Annotated in this window: 17 protein-coding genes; 7 read left to right on the top strand and 10 right to left on the bottom strand. The window is 70.3% G+C overall.

The window, feature by feature from the left end; translation table 11 throughout:
* The first annotated feature begins 5 nt into the window (after positions 1-5).
* The gene (locus BN159_RS33825) at positions 6-776 is read left to right on the top strand and encodes a DUF72 domain-containing protein (RefSeq protein WP_015661539.1); all 771 of its coding nucleotides are present in this window, start codon (positions 6-8) and stop codon (positions 774-776) included.
* A 3-nt stretch (positions 777-779) separates the two neighbouring features.
* Here BN159_RS33825 and BN159_RS33820 read toward each other — a convergent pair whose 3' ends face one another.
* A complete protein-coding gene (locus tag BN159_RS33820; RefSeq protein ID WP_015661538.1) occupies positions 780-1,151 on the bottom strand; it encodes a GntR family transcriptional regulator in 372 nt (123 codons plus the stop codon).
* Between the two features lie 71 nt (positions 1,152-1,222).
* On the opposite strand from BN159_RS33820, the gene BN159_RS33815 reads away from it, so the two are divergent.
* On the top strand, positions 1,223-2,155 hold the full coding sequence (locus BN159_RS33815; protein WP_015661537.1) for a GNAT family N-acetyltransferase: 933 nt from the start codon (positions 1,223-1,225) through the stop codon (positions 2,153-2,155).
* On the top strand, positions 2,136-2,636 hold the full coding sequence (locus tag BN159_RS33810) for a DUF402 domain-containing protein (protein WP_015661536.1): 501 nt from the start codon (positions 2,136-2,138) through the stop codon (positions 2,634-2,636). The genes BN159_RS33815 and BN159_RS33810 overlap by 20 nt, the downstream gene beginning before the upstream one ends.
* Here the strand turns inward: BN159_RS33810 and BN159_RS33805 are convergent.
* Positions 2,622-3,254, bottom strand: a complete 633-nt coding sequence (locus tag BN159_RS33805; protein ID WP_015661535.1) for a class I SAM-dependent methyltransferase — start codon at positions 3,252-3,254, stop codon at positions 2,622-2,624. The genes BN159_RS33810 and BN159_RS33805 overlap by 15 nt on opposite strands.
* A 112-nt stretch (positions 3,255-3,366) precedes the next feature.
* Between BN159_RS33805 and BN159_RS46315 the strand changes: the two genes are divergently transcribed.
* Together BN159_RS46315 and BN159_RS33800 are read left to right on the top strand one after the other, a co-directional pair.
* Positions 3,367-3,504, top strand: a complete 138-nt coding sequence (locus BN159_RS46315) for a hypothetical protein (protein WP_015661534.1) — start codon at positions 3,367-3,369, stop codon at positions 3,502-3,504.
* Between the two features lie 190 nt (positions 3,505-3,694).
* Positions 3,695-4,663: a lytic polysaccharide monooxygenase auxiliary activity family 9 protein gene (locus tag BN159_RS33800; protein ID WP_015661533.1), complete on the top strand. Its 969-nt coding sequence runs from the start codon at positions 3,695-3,697 to the stop codon at positions 4,661-4,663.
* Positions 4,664-4,713: 50 nt separating this feature from the next.
* On the opposite strand, the gene BN159_RS33795 is transcribed toward BN159_RS33800, so the two are convergent.
* Together BN159_RS33795 and BN159_RS33790 are read right to left on the bottom strand one after the other, a co-directional pair.
* Positions 4,714-5,577: an esterase/lipase family protein gene (locus BN159_RS33795; RefSeq protein WP_015661532.1), complete on the bottom strand. Its 864-nt coding sequence runs from the start codon at positions 5,575-5,577 to the stop codon at positions 4,714-4,716.
* A gap of 174 nt (positions 5,578-5,751) precedes the next feature.
* Positions 5,752-6,195: a MarR family winged helix-turn-helix transcriptional regulator gene (locus BN159_RS33790; RefSeq protein WP_015661531.1), complete on the bottom strand. Its 444-nt coding sequence runs from the start codon at positions 6,193-6,195 to the stop codon at positions 5,752-5,754.
* Between the two features lie 100 nt (positions 6,196-6,295).
* Here BN159_RS33790 and BN159_RS33785 point away from each other — a divergent pair, with 100 nt between their 5' ends.
* The gene (locus tag BN159_RS33785; protein ID WP_015661530.1) at positions 6,296-6,670 is read left to right on the top strand and encodes a cupin domain-containing protein; all 375 of its coding nucleotides are present in this window, start codon (positions 6,296-6,298) and stop codon (positions 6,668-6,670) included.
* Here BN159_RS33785 and BN159_RS33780 read toward each other — a convergent pair.
* Genes BN159_RS33780 through BN159_RS33770 form a run of 3 tightly spaced genes read right to left on the bottom strand, consistent with a single transcriptional unit; the run spans position 6,648 to position 12,192 of the window.
* Entirely contained in the window at positions 6,648-7,787 is a 1,140-nt protein-coding gene (locus tag BN159_RS33780) for an NADAR family protein (protein WP_015661529.1), read from the bottom strand. The two genes, BN159_RS33785 and BN159_RS33780, sit on opposite strands and share 23 nt — an antisense overlap.
* 17 nt (positions 7,788-7,804) lie before the next feature.
* Positions 7,805-8,779 (bottom strand): DNA polymerase Y family protein, encoded by a 975-nt coding sequence (locus BN159_RS33775; RefSeq protein ID WP_015661528.1) that lies wholly within the window; start codon positions 8,777-8,779, stop codon positions 7,805-7,807.
* The gene (locus BN159_RS33770) at positions 8,776-12,192 is read right to left on the bottom strand and encodes a DNA polymerase III subunit alpha (protein ID WP_015661527.1); all 3,417 of its coding nucleotides are present in this window, start codon (positions 12,190-12,192) and stop codon (positions 8,776-8,778) included. Before BN159_RS33770 ends, BN159_RS33775 begins: the two co-directional genes overlap by 4 nt.
* A 134-nt stretch (positions 12,193-12,326) precedes the next feature.
* On the opposite strand from BN159_RS33770, the gene BN159_RS33765 reads away from it, so the two are divergent.
* Positions 12,327-13,361: a YhgE/Pip domain-containing protein gene (locus BN159_RS33765; protein WP_015661526.1), complete on the top strand. Its 1,035-nt coding sequence runs from the start codon at positions 12,327-12,329 to the stop codon at positions 13,359-13,361.
* 210 nt (positions 13,362-13,571) lie between these two features.
* On the opposite strand, the gene BN159_RS33760 is transcribed toward BN159_RS33765, so the two are convergent.
* From BN159_RS33760 to BN159_RS33750, 3 genes are all read right to left on the bottom strand, one after another.
* Positions 13,572-14,654, bottom strand: a complete 1,083-nt coding sequence (locus tag BN159_RS33760; RefSeq protein ID WP_015661525.1) for a S1 family peptidase — start codon at positions 14,652-14,654, stop codon at positions 13,572-13,574.
* 276 nt (positions 14,655-14,930) lie between these two features.
* Positions 14,931-15,827, bottom strand: a complete 897-nt coding sequence (locus tag BN159_RS33755) for a slipin family protein (RefSeq protein WP_015661524.1) — start codon at positions 15,825-15,827, stop codon at positions 14,931-14,933.
* 156 nt (positions 15,828-15,983) lie between these two features.
* On the bottom strand, positions 15,984-16,892 hold the full coding sequence (locus BN159_RS33750; RefSeq protein ID WP_015661523.1) for a S1 family peptidase: 909 nt from the start codon (positions 16,890-16,892) through the stop codon (positions 15,984-15,986).
* Positions 16,893-16,961 lie beyond the last annotated feature (69 nt).

Raw genomic sequence — 16,961 nt, 5'->3', positions numbered from 1 at the left:
GTGATATGCCCCTGTTCATCGGCACCTCGGGGTGGCAGTACAAGGACTGGCGGGAGGTCCTGTACCCCTCCGGGTGCCCGATGCGGCTGTGGCTGGAGGAGTACGCGGCGCACTTCGCGACGGTCGAGCTGAACAACGCCTTCTACCGGCTGCCGACGCGGGACAACTTCGAGGCGTGGCGGAACCGGGTGCCCGGGGACTTCGTGATCGCGGTGAAGGCGAGCCGCTACCTGACCCACATCAAGCGCCTGCGGGACCCCGAGGAACCGGTGCACCGCCTCATGACCCACGCCCAGGGCCTGGTCAACCACCTGGGCCCGGTCCTCCTCCAACTCCCCCCGACCCTGCACGCCGACGCCGGTCTCCTGGACGCGTGCCTGTCCTGCTTCCCGCCCGGAACACGGGTGGCGGTGGAGCCGCGCCACGACTCGTGGTGGACGCGGACGATCCGGGAGGTCCTCCAGTCCCATGACGCGGCCCTGTGCTGGGCGGACATCGCATCCCGCCCGGCGACTCCGTTGTGGCGCACGGCGAACTGGGGCTACGTCCGCTTCCACGAGGGCGCGGCCCACCCGTGGCCGCGCTACGGCGGACAGTCCCTGAGGACGTGGGCGACACGCATCGCGGACACGTGGCCGAAGGGGCGGGACGTGTACGCGTACTTCAACAACGACGCGGGCGGGGCGGCGGTGCGGGATGCGACGGCGTTCGCACGGGTGGCGACGAAGGCGGGGCTGACGGTGACGAGGACACCCGACCAGGTACCGACTTCCTAGCCGTCAGTCGTCCTCGTACGCCGCCCGCAGCGCATCCCGTACGGCGGCCAGGGCCTCCGCCTCGCCCAACCCGAGCCGCTGCACACGCTCCGCGTACGCCTGCGCCGCGGCCGCCGCTTCCCGTTCCGCGGCCGAGCCGGCGGCAGCCACGAACGTGCCGTTGCGCCCCCGCGTCTCGATCACCCCATCCGTCTCCAGCGCCCGGTACGCCTTGGCGACGGTGTTCGCGGCGAGCCCGAGCGACTCGGCGAGCCCTCGCACCGTGGGCAGCCGGTACCCCACCGGCAGTACCCCGGCGTGCGCCTGCTCGGAGATCTGCGCCCGCACCTGCTCGTACGGCGGCGCGCTGTCATCGATGTGGATCTTCAAGGTCACGGACCGATTGTCCCGTACCCACCGGAAAATGAGAGGCACGGGGACACGGACCGCCCGTAACGTGCGGCCACATGACAGTGATGGTGCGCGAGATCAAGCCCGAAGTCAGAGCCGACCTGGAGGGCTTCGCCCACGTCCGGCACAGTGCCCTGCCGTTCTATGTGATCACCCCCGACTCCCTCGCGTACGACGTGGCCCACTTCCATCCGGACGCCCGCTACCGGCCGCTCCTCGCCGAGGAGGACGGCGAGATCATCGGCAGCGCGCAGGTCGGTCTGCTGCACGAGACGCCGACTCCGGTCCAGGGCTTCATCAATGTGTACGTCCACCCGGACCGCACCCGCCGGGGCGCCGCCACGCTGCTGGTCCGCGCCGCCGAGGAGTACCTGGCCGGCCTGGGCGCGACCCGGCTGCTCGCCTGGGTGCTGGACGAGCCCGGCAACCGCGCCTTCGCCGAGGCACACGGGTACACGGCGGGCCGCTCCTCCCACTTCCAGCGCCTCGACCTGGCGAACGGCACACTCCCACCGCTCCAGGACCTGCCGCCCGGCGTGGAACTTCGCCCGGCCGCCGACTTCGCCGACGATCCGCGCCCGATCTTCGAACTGGACGCGGAGACGACGGCGGACGAGCCCAGCGAGGCCGGATCCGCCGAGCTGGCGGACTACGAGGGGTGGCTGGAGAACACCTGGCGGCACCCGTTGAACAACCTGGACCTGACCACGATCGCCCTGGTCGACGGCCGCCCCGCCGCCTTCACGGCCGCCCGCACCGACGGCGGCACCCGGTACACCACCGGCATGACCGGCACCGCCCGCGCCTTCCGCGGCCGGGGCCTGGCCAAACTCGCCAAGAACGACTCCCTGCACCGGGCCCGCGCGGCCGGGTACACGGAGGCTTTCACCGGCAACGACACCGGGAACGAGCCGATGCTCGCGATCAACAAGTGGTTCGGGTACGAGATCTGCGCGACGGAGGTGCGGTATGTCCGTGAACTCGGCTGACCAGGGACGCCACGTGGACGTGGTGCTCGTCAAGGCGGGTCGTACGAAGATCCGTTACCCCGCCGAACTGCTCCAGGACGACGGCACCCGAATCGTCGTCCGGGCCGACTTCGCGGGCGACCAGGCACGCGACTTCGGCTTCGTACGCTTCGAGCCGGGTGACGTCTTCACCGAGTACTACTGGCGGGACCGCTGGTACGCGGTGATGGAGGTCCGCGACCCCACAGGAACCCTCAAGGGCTGGTACTGCGACATCGCCCGCCCGGCAACGCTCCAGGGCACGGAGCTGATCGTCGAGGACCTGGACCTGGACCTGTGGCGCTCCGCCGACGGCACAGACGTACGACGCCTGGACGAGGACGAGTTCGAGGAGAGCGGCCTGACAGAACGCGACCCACAGGCGGCCGCAGCAGCCGTGGCCGCCCTCGACGAACTGGAGGCCCTGGCCCTGAACGGCGACTTCACGTCACTCCTGGCCTAGGACCTGGACCGAGGCCACCACCGCATACCGCTCGTCGTCCACGGCCCGCCCCCACAGCCGCTCGTCGTCCGACAGGCGCTCCACACGCAGCTCCCCGGCGATGGGGGCGAGCAGCCCGGTGAGCAGATCGGCGGGTATGCCGACCGGGCTGACCGTCCCCCACACGCCCTCGACGAGGACGAGCCGTCCGCCCGGCCGCAGCAGCCCCCGCCACTGGCGCAGCACGCGCCCGGGGTCGGGCAGCGCCCACAGCACATGGCGGACGAGGAGGACGTCGTAGCGCTGCTCGCCGACGGGCGGCGACGTCGCGTCACCGACGAGGAACGCCGCGTCACGCCCGGCGAGCTTGGCGCGGGCGAGGTCGACCATGGCCGGGGAGCTGTCCACGCCGGTGACCCGGTGTCCCTGTTCGGCCGCGAGCAGCGACAGGCTGCCGGTGCCGCAGCCGAGGTCGAGGACGTCGCTCGGCCGTCCGGGCAGCCAGGCGCGCAGGCGGCCGGCCCAGGCGCGGCGTACTTCGGGGTCGCGCAGGCCGTGGTCGGGCTCGTCGTCGAAGGAGGGTGCCGCCGCGTCCCAGTCGGTACGTGATGCTGTCCTGTCGTCACCGTTTGTCGTCATACGTCCGAGAGTGACACGCACCACTGACAGAACGGCATCGATGAGGAACGCTCGCCCAAAGGGTCTACCTCCGTGAGAACGCGGAATCAGGTAGGCACTGAAGGAGGCAGCCATGCGCCGCATGACCGTGCAGAAGCCCCTGAAGAAGACGGACTCGCGCCGGACGTCCCGCGAGGAGACCGACGCGCGTCCATCGGGACGCCCTGAGATCCGCAAGGACATCGCAAGAACCTGGTGGCCGGACGGCTGACGTCCGACCCCCTCGTTCCAGCCGCGCGCCGCGGCTACCTGATCTCAGTCTCAGTACTCCCTTAACGCGACCATAAGGATCTCCATCGCCCGCTCCCAGCAGGCGATTTCACGGTTTTCTCGGGCTAGCTTGCTGACCGCCCCCCACAGGGTCGGCCAAGCAACCGACGACCGTTTCCCAGGAGTTCCTCATGCCCGCACGCCGCAGGGTCGCCACCGCTGCCTCCGTCGCCTTCGTCGGCGTCGCACCGCTCGTACTGACCGCGCTCGGCGCCGCGCCCGCGGCCGCGCACGGTTCGATGGGCGACCCCGTCAGCCGGGTCTCGCAGTGCTACGCGGAGGGCCCCGAGAGCCCCAAGTCCGACGCGTGCAAGGCGGCCGTCGCGGCCGGTGGCACCCAGGCGCTCTACGACTGGAACGGCATCCGGATCGGCGACGCCGCCGGCCGGCACCAGGAGCTGATCCCCGACGGCAAGCTGTGCAGCGCGGGCAGCGACGCCTTCAAGGGCCTGGACCTGGCCCGCGCCGACTGGCCGGCCACGGCCGTCAGCAGCGGGTCGTACACCTTCAAGTACCGCGTGACCGCCCCGCACAAGGGCACCTTCAAGGTGTACATCACCAAGGAGGGCTTCGACCCGGCCAAGTCGCTGGCCTGGGACGACCTGGACCTTCAGAACCCGGTGGCGACGGTCACCGACCCGGCCGCGTCCGGCGGCTTCTACACCTTCTCCGGCACCCTGCCGAAGCGGTCCGGCAAGCAGGTCCTGTACGCGGTCTGGCAGCGCTCGGACAGCCCGGAGGCGTTCTACTCCTGCTCGGACGTGACCTTCGGCGGCGCGAGCACCGGAGGCGACGGTGGCTCCACCCCCGCGCCCTCCGCCTCCGCCCCCTCCGAGGAGCAGATCGAGGACGGCGCCGACGAGTCGACGGTCGAGCACAACGGCCACGGCGACCAGGACGCGAGCACCTCGGCGGAGCCGGTCGCAAAGACCGAGGCCAACCAGCCCAAGGCCGCCGGCACCACCGAGAACCTCGCCGAGACCGGCGGCGACAGCAGCACCTCGTACATCGCGATGGGCGGCGCCGCGGCGCTGGCGCTCGGCGCGGCCGCCCTGTTCATGTCGGTGCGGCGACGCGCCACGGACGGCACCCGCCGCTGAGACTCCGGGGTCTGACCGGCGGCTCAGGCTGGTCAGACCCCGGCGGTGCGTCAACTGAACACCGACGCACAGGTGGTGCGGGTGGCCTTCGCCGGATCAAGGGCGTTGGCCACCTCGTGGAAGGCGATCCGGTCCAGCAGCCCGATCGCCAGATGCTCGGACAGATCGACCGAACACAGATCCTGAAGCAGCACATTGTGTACGTCCGCACCGTCCAGGAACCCGCTGCGGTACGGCGTGACGACCTCGTCGTACTTGGTCGCGATCACCGTGTACTTGACCCCGGGCACGGTGTCGCCGCCCGCGTTCAGCTTGGTGAGGAACGCGGAGCCGACGATCTGGTCGGCGAGTCCGGGCGTGGCCGCGGAGATCAGGTCCTCGGCGCCCGGGAAGTACGGCAACAGGTTGGTGAGTCCGGACAGGCTGGTGCCGTGGTTGTCCGGGGCGAGGCCGACGAGGGCGTTCACCTCGGCCGCTCCGCCGAGGAACTTCAGGTAGTAGCGGGGCATCATCCCGCCCTGGGAGTGACCGACGAGGTCCGCCTCGGCGGCGCCGGTCGCGGCGAGCACCTTGTCGACGAAGGCGTCCAGTTGCTCCGCCGACTTGTCGATCGGTCCGAGGCCGTAGAAGAACGGCACGCCGGGCAGTTGGCCGTAGTCGAGGGAGAAGACGCAGTAGCCGCGCTTGGTCAAGTAGGGCGCGAGGCCCAGCCAGTTGTCGACGGAGTTGCCGAGGGTGCCGTGCACCAGGACGACGGGGCGGGGGTGGGCGGCGGACGGCTTGCAGTTGTAGTCGTTCCAGCCGGAGCTTGCCGCCTCGGCGGCCTGGGCGCTGGTGGCGGCGGGGACGACGGCGACCGCGGCGGTCAGCAGCAGCGCGATCACGGGTCTGAGCAGTCGTTTCCAGGGCAGCATCGAGTGATCTCCTTGCAGATCAAGGGAGTTGCGATGGCCTTACGCCCTGTGATCCGGATCACGGGATGCTGGTTCACATGTAAAGTTACGGACCAGTAGTTCAAGGGGGAAGTTACGCGTCAGTAAAAACTTCCAGTGGTAGTCGGCCACTGATGTAATACGCCTGACGAACCGTCACCAAGAGGGACGAATGGGCCCCTTGGGCGCGATACGCAGCAACTGGCGCCCCAGCTCCGCCACTTCCGCCTCCCCCAACACCGCACTCCACTCCCGCACGACGTCCGCCGCCGCCTCTTCTGCGGCCCGCGTATTGGCCCACCCGAGCTCGGTCAGCACGAGCAGCCGGGCGCGCGCGTCCCGCGGATGGGGCCGCCGCTCGACGTACCCCTTGCGCACGAGCTCGTCCACCAGCTGGCTCGCGGCCTGCTTGGTGACCCCGAGATGCACGGCGACCTCGGAGACGGTGGCGCCGCCCGCCGCGATCCGCGTGAACGCGAATCCATAGGCGGACTTCCCCTCATGACCGCGCGCGACGACACCGTCGTTGATACGTCGCACCAGCTCACCCGCGGTGGCGAGCAGCGCGAAGGACAGGGAGAGGGCCTCGGAGTTCTGCACGGGGGCATTCAAACACCCTTGACGATCCGGTCAAGCGGCTTGACCATAGGAGCGGCAAAAGTAGTCAAGCAGCTTGACCATCTATTTCTGGGGGACAGCCATGCCCGTAATCCGCTCGTCCGACGCCGTGACCCACGAGATCCACGGGGCCCGTTTCGTCTCGTACGCCACACCCCTTTCCGGCAGCAAGGAGCTGTGCGCCTGGCGCGGCGAGGTCCCGCCGGGCATGAAGGGCCCGGCGCACACCGTCAGCAAGGAGGAGATCCTGCACGTCCTCATCGGCAGCCTGCGCGTCACCCTGGACGGCGACACCACCGACATCTCGGCGGGCGACACCCTGATCATCAACGCGGGTTCGACCCTCGCGCTCGAGAACCCGACCGATCAGACCGCCCTGACCTGGGTGACGACGTCCGTCGGCCTGACCGCGGACCTGGCCGACGGCACCCGGATCACTCCCCCGTGGGCCAACTGACCCGCGCCACCAGCAGCTCGGAGCGCACCAGCTCCAGCAGCCGCCCGACCCAGTTGCGCCCCCGGCCGTCGCGTTCGTCCGTCCAGTACGGCGCCTCGTCGTAGCCGGTGTAACGGATCCGCGCGTCCTCGGTGGCCAGCAGTACGTCGGCCAGCCCCGGATGCTGACCGAACTTGGCCCGCAGCAGCTCACCCATCACGCCTACCCGCAACTCCGCCCAGCCGTCCCGCCGCGCCGCCCGTCCGCCCAGCTCGTGGGCGTCCCGTGGGGTGGCGGCGGCACGGATGCGGTCGTGGTCGGCGGGGTCGGCCGCGGCGAGGGCCCAGTAGCCGTGCAGGACGGAGGCGTAGGTCCGGCCGCCGAACACGATCGGTACGGGGTAGTCGTTGCGCAGCACGAACAGCCCGGGGGTCTCGGGCCACCCCCGGGGAAAGACGACCTCGTTGGACACAAGGGTCGGGCGGCCGGGCACGTCCTGGTCATCGGCGTGCAGGACGGCAATCCGCTCCTTGTGCGCCCGGTCGTCGTCATCAAGGCGGTCGAAGTAGTCCAGGGCGTCCCGGTGCATCTCGGCGGTGACCACGGGCCCGTCCCCGTCGACGGCTTCACCGAGGTCGGTGAGCAGAATCCGCAGGGGCCGGTCCTGGCGATCCATGTCTCCGAGAACATAGATCCGCACATGCGCGGGCACGCCCAGATAGGCCTCGCGCAACAGCTCGCGACGGGACTCGGACGGCTCCTTCTGATACCCCCTGATCGCCTCCTGAAGCCGATCCCAGGCGGTCGTCCGCCCGCTCAACTCCTCAACCTTGTCGGTGACTTCAAGGAAGAAACTGTCCGGCGTACACACTTCCGGACTGCGCGAGCGCCACTTGGGCGCATCCGCCGGCCGTTCGGGAGCATAGGGATCACGGGCCGTGACCCACCCGGACCGGAGCAACTCCTCCAACTCCTCCAGATCCATCCGCTCCTGACAGCGAACGGCCCCGTCCGCGAAGACCCACAGATCCTCGACGACAAACTCCTCGCTGTACGGAACCCACCGCCACACATGACACCAGGCCCCGTAAATCCTCTCCCCGTCCACGACCCGATAGGTCGGCCCCTGCCAGCTCATGAACGCACCCTATTCGCTCACGCCGCCAACGACCCCGGCACCACCGCCCGGGGCCCGAACTTCGCGCGCACCCGGTCCGCGACCTCCTCGATGCGGCGTACCTTCTCGTCGACCGGGTCGAAACTGAGCTGGTAGGAGGCCTGTTCGGCGGGGTCGAGGCCCTCCGCGCGCAGCGTCATCGCCCGCACCCGGGCCCGTTGCAGCCCCAGCGCCTCGTACATGCCGTACGCCACCCGCGTCAGCGCGGCCGAATGCGCGGTGGGTTCCTTCAGGACCCGACTCCGCGAAGTCGCCGACCGATCCGCGTACCGCACCGTGAGCGTCAGCGTCCCGCACACCTTGTCCACCGCCCGCAGCCGCGCCCCCAGTTCCTCCGCGGCGGAGAGCAGGGCACGACGATGCCGGTCGGTGTCCAACTCGTCGCGGTCGAAGGGCCGTTCGGTGATCAGCGACCGGGCCGCACCGTTCGGCACCACCCGCCCGCGGTCCACCCCGTTCGCCTTCTCCCGCAGCTCCCGCCCCGCCTTCGCCCCGACCAGCCGTTGCAGCGTGGACAGCGGCGCGGCGGCGACCCGGCCGAGGCTGTCCAGGCCGTACTCGCACAGGACGCGAGCGGTCGCCGTACCGACTCCCGGCAGCGCGGTGACCGGCTTGTCCGCGAGGAACTCCACGATGCCGTCCCGCGCTTCGGGCACGACACAGGTGACCCCGGGCCGGGCGTCCCGCAGCGCCATCCGGGCCAGCATCGTCCCCGGCCCGGCCCCGATCACACAGTCCACGCCGTACAGCGCGAGCGCCCGCACCCGGATCACGGAGGCCAGTTCCACCGCGCTGCGCCCGAAGTACCGCTCGGCGCCCCGCAGATCGACCAGCGCCCCGTCCGGCGGCAACGCCTCGACGACGGGCGAGAACTCCTCCAGCAACCCGAGCAGCCCGGGCAGGGCCGCCTCGTACATCGACGGCAGCTGAAAACGTACGCAGAGGATGGTCATCCCGCACTCCCCGGACTCTGATGCCACAACTTCCTTGTCTGCGAGGGCTCCTGACCCGCGGGACGCAGATCGGCCCACGGATGCATTTCGTATCCGGTCGGCATATGGATGCGCCGACCGCCGGTCGAGTCCTCGCCCGCTTCGGGCACCGGCTCCGCGAGTCGCGCCGCGACCACGTCGAGCCCGCCCTCCGCGCGCAGTTCGACCAGTTCGGCGAGGTTCCAGGCGGCGGCGCCCACCACGCTGAGGCTGCGCGGCCCGCGCCGCTGGACGACGCCGCGCACCAGCAGCAGCCAGGAGTGGAAGACGGTGTGCGCGCAGGCGTCGTGGGAGTCGTCGAAGAAGGCGAGGTCGACCAGGCCGGTGCCGTCGTCGAGGGTGGTGAAGATGACCCGCTTGCCGGACCGGATCGGCGGCGTCTGGGTGGCCGCCTTTGCGCCCGCGACCAGCACCGTCTCCCCGTGCCGCGCCTCCCGCAGCCGACGCGCGCCGACCACGCCCAGCTCGTCCAGGAACTCCCGGTGGTCGTCCATCAGATGGCGCGAGGCGTCCATGGACAGCACCCCCAGCTCGGCGCTGAGCCGCTCGGCGGAGGACAGATCGGGCAGCCCTGCGGGCGCGGTCTTCCGCCCACCGGCCAGCGGTAGTTGGCCACCTCCCGCGCCCCGCGCACCCCGGTGCAGCTCGGTCAGGTGTAGCTGCAAATCACGCCGGTTGGCGCCGAACGCGTCCAACGCGCCCACCTGCGCCAGTCGTTGGGCCAGCGGTCGGCTCGGCCGCGCCCGCTCCCAGAAGTCCAGCAGCGAGGCGTACGGCTGCCCGTCCGCGATCCGCGCCGCCTCGGCCTCACTGATGCCGTGCACATCGGAGAGGGCGAGCCGCAGCCCCCAAATACCGGACACCAGTTCGATACGGTGGGCGACTCCCGACGCGTTCACATCCAACGGCAGGATCGGCACCCCCCGCCGCCGCGCGTCCGCCAACAGCAGCCGCTTCGGGTACATCCCGGGATCGTGCGTGAGCAGCCCGGCGTAGAAGGCGGCCGGATGATGCGCCTTCAGCCACGCCGACTGGTACGTCGGCACGGCGAAGGCGACCGCGTGCGCCTTGCAGAAGCCGTACGACCCGAAGGCCTCGACGATCTCCCAGGTCCGCTGGATCGTCTCCGCGTCATACCCCCTGGCCGCCGCGTGCTGCGCGAACCAGAACCTGATCCGCCCCTGCGACTCCGGATCGGACAGACCGCGCCGCACCCGGTCCGCCTCGGCCCGTCCGCAGCCGGTCATGATGTCGACGATGTCGATGATCTGCTCATGGAAGACGACGACTCCGTACGTCCCCTTCAGCGGCTCCTCCAGGTCCGGATGCGGATAGCGGACCGGCGCCCGCCCGTGCCGGGCCTCGATGAACGGCCGCACCATGTCGGCGGCGACCGGACCGGGCCTGAACAACGAGATGTCGACGACAAGGTCATGGAAGGTAGCCGGCTGAAGCCGCCCGACCAGGTCCCGCTGGCCCGGCGACTCGATCTGGAAGCAGCCCAGGGTCTCGGTGGAGCGGATGAGCGCGTACGTCGCCGGATCGCCGGGCGGTACGGCGTCCAGGTCGACCTTCTCCCCCGTCGCCCGCTCCACCTCCGCGACCGCGTGCGCCATCGCCGACTGCATCCGCACACCCAGCACATCCAGTTTGAGCAGCCCGAGGTCCTCCACGTCGTCCTTGTCGAACTGCGACATGGGAAAGCCCTCGCCGCTGGTCGGCATGACCGGCGTACGGCGGAGCAGGGAGGCGTCGGAGAGGAGCACTCCGCAGGGGTGCATGGCGACTCCGCGCGGCAGGGCGTCCAGCGCCTCGGTCAGCTCCCAGAGCCGCCCGTACTTCGCCCCTTCCCGCCGAAGCTCCTCGGCCAGCTCGCGCAGTTCGGGCAGTTCCTCCAGCGCCGCCCGGGCGTCGCGGGCCCGGATGTGCGGGAAGGACTTGGCGATGCGGTCGATGTCGGCGGGGTCCATGGACAGGGCCGCGCCCACGTCCCGGATCGCGTGGCGCACCCGGTACGTCTCCGGCATCGAGACCGTCGCCACCCGCTCGGTGCCGAACCGGTCGATGATCGCGCGGTAGACCTCAAGCCGGCGGGCGGACTCCACGTCGATGTCGATGTCGGGCAGCACCAGCCGCCGCTCGGACAGGAACCGCTCCATCAGCAGCCCGTGTTCGACGGGGTCGGCGTGCGCGATGCCGAGGAGGTGATTGACGAGCGAGCCCGCTCCGGAGCCGCGCGCCGCCACCCGAATGCCCATACCCCGCACATCGTCCACGACTTGAGCGACCGTCAGGAAGTAGGAGGCGAACCCGTGATAGGCGATGATGTCCAGCTCGCGGTGCATCCGCTCCCAGTAGGAACGCTTCCCGGCGTACCCCTTGACCACCATCCCCGCCGCCGCCCGCGAGGCGAGCACCCGCTGGGCGCTGCGACGTCCCGCGCCGACCAGCCGCGGCTCGGGGAAGTGGACGGTGCCGATGCCGAGGTCGTCCTCGGGGTCGACCAGGCACTCGGCGGCCGTGGCCCGCGTCTGTTCCAGCAACCGGTGCGCGGTGTCCCGCCGGAAACCCGCGGCCTCCACGATCCGCTCGGCGGCGTCCAGCATGGCGTCGGCACCCTTGAGCCAGGCCTCGCCGGAGTCCAGTTCCTTGGTGGGGTCGACGGGGACGAGTCGGCGGGCGGCGTCCAGGACGTCGGCGACCGGGCCCTGGCCGGGGTCGGCGTAGCGGACGGCGTTGCTGAGCACCGGCCGGATCCGCTGCTCGGCGGCGAATCCGACGGTACGGGCGGCCAGCCGCAGCGAGCCGGGTCCGGTGCCCTTGCGGCCGTGCCAGACGGCTTCCAGGCGCAGCGCGTCGCCGTAGACCTCCCGCCAGGGCGCCAGCAGTCGGGCCGCGCGGTCGGGGCGGCCGGCGGCGAGGGCGCGGCCGACGTCGGAGTCGGGGCCGAGCAGGACGGTGAGTCCGTCGCCCCGGTTGGCGTCCCAGGGCAGCAGCGGTGAACCCTCGCCGGCATGCGCCGCCGTAACGATTCCGCAGAGGTCGGCCCAGCCGCGGGCACCGTCCCGGGCAAGAAAGGAGACCCGGGGTGTCGACTCGTCGATGAAGGCACCCCCGCGAACGGGAGTGCGGCGCTTTCCCTCTCGCACAGGCTCGAAGCGCTCCACCGCCAGCTCCGTACCGAACAACGGGCGCACCCCCGCCTTCGCGCAGGCCTTGGCGAAGCGGACCGCGCCGGCGAGGGTGTCGCGGTCGGTGAGGGCGAGGGCGTCCATGTCCCGCTCGGCGGCGCGCTCGGCCAGCCGCTCCGGATGCGAGGCGCCGTAGCGCAGGGAGAACCCGGAGACGGTGTGCAGATGCGTGAAACCGGGCATCCACACCTCCGATATCGAACATCAGTTCCCGACTACCTCACCCCCACCATAGACCAAAAATAGAACGTCTGTACGACAACCGTTCGGCCCTCTCCCACCTGCGGAAACGTCCACTGCCTCGGACCGTGGGGGACATGACACAGAACAGCTTTCTGGCCGAGCTGAAAGACGCGGTCACCCCGCGCGCCACGCTGCTCGTCCTCGGCGTGCTCGCCCTCCAGCTGCTGTTCATCGCGTCCTACGTGGGGGCCCTGCACGACCCGAAGCCGAAGGACGTGCCGTTCGGCGTGGTCGCGCCGCAGGCCGCGGCCGAACAGGCGGTGACCCGTCTCGACCGGCTGCCCGGCTCCCCGCTGGACCCGCGCGTGGTGGCCGACGAGGCGACGGCGCGGGAGCAGATCATGAACCGGGACATCGACGGGGCGCTGATCATCAACCCGGCCCGGACGACCGACACACTCCTGGTCGCGAGCGGCGGCGGCACGGTCCTGGCCACGACGCTGGAGAAGTATCTGACCACCCTGGAGGCCTCCCAACAGCGAACGATCAGAACAGTCGACGTGGCCCCGGCCTCCCCCCGGGACTTCGACGGACTGTCCGCGTTCTACCTGGTCGTCGGCTGGTGCGTGGGCGGCTACCTCTGCGCCTCGATCCTGGCGATCAGCAGCGGCGCCCGCCCCGCCAACCCGCGCCGCGCGGCGATCCGCCTGTCGGTGATGGCACTGGTGGCGATCGTCGGCGGACTGGGCGGCGCGGTGATCGTGGGCCCGATCCTGAACGCGCTGCCGGGCAGCGTGGTAGCCCTCTGGGGCCTGGGCGCCCTGGTCACCTTCGCGGTGGGCGCGGCCACGCTGGCCCTCCAGGGCATGTTCGGCATCGTAGGAATCGGCCTGGCCATCCTCCTGGTGGTGATCGCCGGCAACCCCAGCGCAGGCGGCGCCTTCCCCTACCCGATGCTCCCCCCGTTCTGGCAGGCGATCGGCCCCGCCCTCCCCCCGGGCGCCGGCACCTGGGTGGCCCGCTCGATCGCCTACTTCGACAGCAACGACACCACAGACGCCCTACTGGTCCTGTCGGCCTGGGCGGCGGCCGGCATCGTCATCACACTGCTGGCGTCGGAACTACGCAGGAGACGAGAGGCCGAACGCTCACCAACGGAGGCGGGATAACCCCCACAACACCCACAACCACCGCCGCCAACCCGCAGCCGCCGACGGCGCCCCACCCCCGCAGGGGCCACCCGCACCCGACAACGCTATTCGCACGGGTGGTGCGGGTGGGAACCCCAAAAACCACAACGCACCCGCACCCGCACACGAAAGTCCCGCCCCCACACACCCGGGACGGGACTTCGCGTAGACGAAGACGAACAGGAACCGTCAGCCGATCTCCGTACCCGTCGCCGACAGCGCCTCGGTCACCGGCTGGAAGAACGTCTCCCCACCGGAGGTGCAGTCACCGCTGCCACCGGACGTCAGCCCGACCGCCTTGTCCCCGGAGAACAGCGACCCACCACTGTCCCCGGGCTCGGCGCAGACATCGGTCTGGATCAGCCCGTTGACGATGTCACCGTTGCCGTAGTTCACGGTGGCGTCGAGCCCGGTGACCTTGCCGGAGTGCACCTGCGTGGTCGACCCGCTCCGGGTGACCTCCATGCCCACCGTCGCGTCCGCCGCACCGGAAATCGCCTGCGTGGACCCGTTGTAGAGGTTGACCTCGCTCGGGTGCTCGACCTCCGCCGTGTACTTCACCAGCCCGTAGTCGTTGTCCGGGAAGCTGGACACCTCGTTGGAGCCGAGCTCGTTCCCGCTCGAGTCCTGCCAGTCGGTGATGCCCTCGGTGCAGTGCCCCGCGGTCAGGAAGAACGGCTCCCCGCCCTTGACCACGTTGAAGCCGAGCGAACAGCGGCCACTGCCACCGAGGATGGCGTCACCACCGGCGATGAACGGCTTGAACTCCCCCTTCGTGCGCTGGAGTTCCGCCGTGCCACCGAGCCCGTCGACGACCTCGCCGAGCTTCGCCCACTCGGCGTCGGAGACCGTGCGGTCGGCCGTGACGACGATTCTGTTGGTCGTCGGGTCGGTCACCCAGGAGGTGCCCGGAATCGTCGCGTCCTGCTTGAGCGTGCCGCGCGCGCTCTTCAGCTCGGCCAGCGAGTTGGCCACGACCCGGGCCTTGGCCCCGGCCTCCTCGACGGTTTCCGCGGCGTCCTTGTCCAGGACGTTCACGACGAGGTTCTTGCTCTGTGCGTCGTAGTACGTGCCGGCGGCGGCGTTGCCGAGATCCTGGACCAGCGTCGAGGCGAGCTTTCCGGCCGCCTTGACCGACAGGGTCTCGGGCGTGGCGGCCGCAGTGGGCTCGCTGGCGTTCGCAGTCTGGAAGGTAACTCCCGCGGCCACCAGTGCGGCGATGCCCGCACCTACCGCGGCGGCCCGCCGCTTGGGTATGCGTCGGTGCTTCAACTCACGTCCTCCTGTGGGGGGTCGGACCGGAGGCTGTGGGGGCCTCTCGGACCGGAAGGCGTACGGACACAGAGGCGGCGCACAGCAAAAAGCCGCGTCCGTGCCGGTTGATCGGCGCCTACTATTCCGATCCTCACAGGGGGCACACAAGGTCGACTTCAGGACGTACACACGGCCGTCACACCGCATCCCCGCACCCTTGACCGTGCATGGTCACCCAGGCGGGTTCGCACTGCAAACACTACGTGCGAGTAACCGATAAGCAGTGCGTAAGGTCTACTCCTGTCTTGAATCCGACCCTTCGGGGTCCGGTTCCAACAGGGGCTCGACAGCCGGAGGTTGTGAAGCGGGCGGTGGCGCGGCGTCCACCCCCGGCGCGGCGACCGCCCCCGGCGCCGCGGCGACCGCCGGCGGCTGCGCCGCCCGCTCCAGGAACCTCAGCAGCTCCACCGGGAACGGCAGCACCAGCGTGGAGTTCTTCTCGGCCGCGACCGCCACCACGGTCTGGAGCAGCCTCAGTTGGAGCGCGGCCGGAGTGGCCTCCATCTGCTGCGCCGCCTCGGCGAGCTTCTTCGACGCCTGGAGCTCGGCGTCGGCGTTGATGACCCGGGCCCGCCGGTCCCGCGCCGCCTCGGCCTGCCGGGCCATCGACCGCTTCATGGTCTCGGGCAGGGAGACGTCCTTGATCTCGACCCGGTCGATCTGCACGCCCCAGCCGATGGCGGGGCTGTCGATCATCAGCTCAAGACCCTGGTTCAGCTTCTCCCGGTCCGACAGCAGGTCGTCCAGGTCGCTCTTGCCGATGATCGACCGCAGCGAGGTCTGCGCCATCTGCGAGACCGCGAACCGGTAGTCCTCGACCCGCACCAGGGCGTCGGCCGCGTCGACGACCTTGAAGTACACGACCGCGTCCACCCGCACCGTGACGTTGTCCCGGGTGATGCCCTCCTGGGCCGGCACCGGCATCGTGACGATCTGCATGTTCACCTTGTGCAGCCGGTCCACCACGGGGACGATCAGCGTGAACCCCGGCTCGCGCACCTGGGAACGGAGTTTGCCGAGCCGGAAGACGACTCCGCGTTCGTACTGTTTGACGACCCGCGCCGCGGCCATCATGTACACCGCTCCGACCGACGCGAGCGCCGCTCCCGTCGCCACCAGCTCCTCGACCATCACGGCCCCCAGGGTCCGAAGTGGACGCATCAGGTTGTCAGGTGCCTACCTGGTGTCTCCTTCGACCGTAACTCCGCACTCCGGACAAGGGCGAGCCCCCGCACGACAGTTGCGTACGGGGGCTCTGAATGCGCTGCCGGCTGCGCCCGGGTGCTTCTAGAAGACGCTCATGCCGTAGGCGTTGAGGGCCTCCACGACGGGCTGGAAGAAGGTCGTACCGCCGGAGGAGCAGTTGCCGCTGCCGCCGGAGGTCAGACCGTAGGCGATACCGCTCGTGGAGTAGAGCGGGCCGCCGGAGTCGCCGGGCTCGGCGCAGACCGTGGTCTGGATCATGCCGTAGACGACATCGCCGCCGCCGTAGTTCACGGTGGCGTTCAGGGCGGTGACCCGGCCGCTGTGGATACCGGTGGTGGAGCCGTCACGGGTGACGGTGGTGCCCACGCTCGGGGTGCCCGCACGGGTGATGTCCGTGTTCCCGGCGGTGCCCGACTTGGTGATCGAGGTGTTGGTGTAGCGCACCAGACCGTAGTCGTTCGTCGGGAAGCTGGAGCCGGCGGTCGGGCCGAGGACCGTCGTCCGTCCGGAGTTCGAGTACCACGTGCCCGCGCCGTCGGTGCAGTGACCGGCGGTCAGGAAGTAGTAGGCGCCCGCGCTGTTGCGGACGTTGAAGCCGAGGGAGCAGCGCCAGCTACTCGCATAGATGGCGTCGCCACCTGCGATGTACTTCTGGAACTTGCCGGAGGTGTGCTTGATGGTGAGGGCGTCGGCGTTGCCGCCCGCCTGCTGCCGGATCTTGGCGATCTCGGCCTTGGAGACCGTGCTGTCGACGGTGACGACGACCCGGTTGGTCTTGCTGTCGACGGCCCAGGCGGTACCCGGCACGTCGGCCTTGAGCACGGAGCTGCTCGCGCTCTTCAGCTCGGTGGAGCTGAAGGTGGTGGGGGTGTCGGCCGCGTTCGCGCTGGGGATCGCGATGGCCGCGGCGGCCACGAGGCCGGTCGATACGGCGATCAGCCGGGTCCGTCTCGCGATACCGCTGCGGGGAGTGGTGCGCTTGATCCTCACTTTTCGTTCCTCCACATGGGAAGTCGGGGGCCCTCGTGGGGTTTCGGGCCCGTGAGGCGCAGCCAGGGG

Source organism: Streptomyces davaonensis JCM 4913 (assembly GCF_000349325.1).
GTDB classification, from domain to species: domain Bacteria; phylum Actinomycetota; class Actinomycetes; order Streptomycetales; family Streptomycetaceae; genus Streptomyces; species Streptomyces davaonensis.
This window is presented reverse-complemented; position numbering and strand designations above follow the sequence as displayed.

Bases quoted from the DNA above. Each gene is read 5' to 3' on its own strand.
- BN159_RS33825 (WP_015661539.1), top strand. From the start codon at position 6: ATGCCCCTGTTCATCGGCACCTCGGGGTGGCAGTACAAGGACTGGCGG.
- BN159_RS33815 (WP_015661537.1), top strand. From the start codon at position 1,223: ATGACAGTGATGGTGCGCGAGATCAAGCCCGAAGTCAGAGCCGACCTG.
- BN159_RS33810 (WP_015661536.1), top strand. From the start codon at position 2,136: ATGTCCGTGAACTCGGCTGACCAGGGACGCCACGTGGACGTGGTGCTC.
- BN159_RS33805 (WP_015661535.1), bottom strand. From the start codon at position 3,254: ATGACGACAAACGGTGACGACAGGACAGCATCACGTACCGACTGGGAC.
- BN159_RS46315 (WP_015661534.1), top strand. From the start codon at position 3,367: ATGCGCCGCATGACCGTGCAGAAGCCCCTGAAGAAGACGGACTCGCGC.
- BN159_RS33800 (WP_015661533.1), top strand. From the start codon at position 3,695: ATGCCCGCACGCCGCAGGGTCGCCACCGCTGCCTCCGTCGCCTTCGTC.
- BN159_RS33795 (WP_015661532.1), bottom strand. From the start codon at position 5,577: ATGCTGCCCTGGAAACGACTGCTCAGACCCGTGATCGCGCTGCTGCTG.
- BN159_RS33785 (WP_015661530.1), top strand. From the start codon at position 6,296: ATGCCCGTAATCCGCTCGTCCGACGCCGTGACCCACGAGATCCACGGG.
- BN159_RS33780 (WP_015661529.1), bottom strand. From the start codon at position 7,787: ATGAGCTGGCAGGGGCCGACCTATCGGGTCGTGGACGGGGAGAGGATT.
- BN159_RS33775 (WP_015661528.1), bottom strand. From the start codon at position 8,779: ATGACCATCCTCTGCGTACGTTTTCAGCTGCCGTCGATGTACGAGGCG.
- BN159_RS33770 (WP_015661527.1), bottom strand. From the start codon at position 12,192: ATGCCCGGTTTCACGCATCTGCACACCGTCTCCGGGTTCTCCCTGCGC.
- BN159_RS33765 (WP_015661526.1), top strand. From the start codon at position 12,327: ATGACACAGAACAGCTTTCTGGCCGAGCTGAAAGACGCGGTCACCCCG.
- BN159_RS33755 (WP_015661524.1), bottom strand. From the start codon at position 15,827: ATGGTCGAGGAGCTGGTGGCGACGGGAGCGGCGCTCGCGTCGGTCGGA.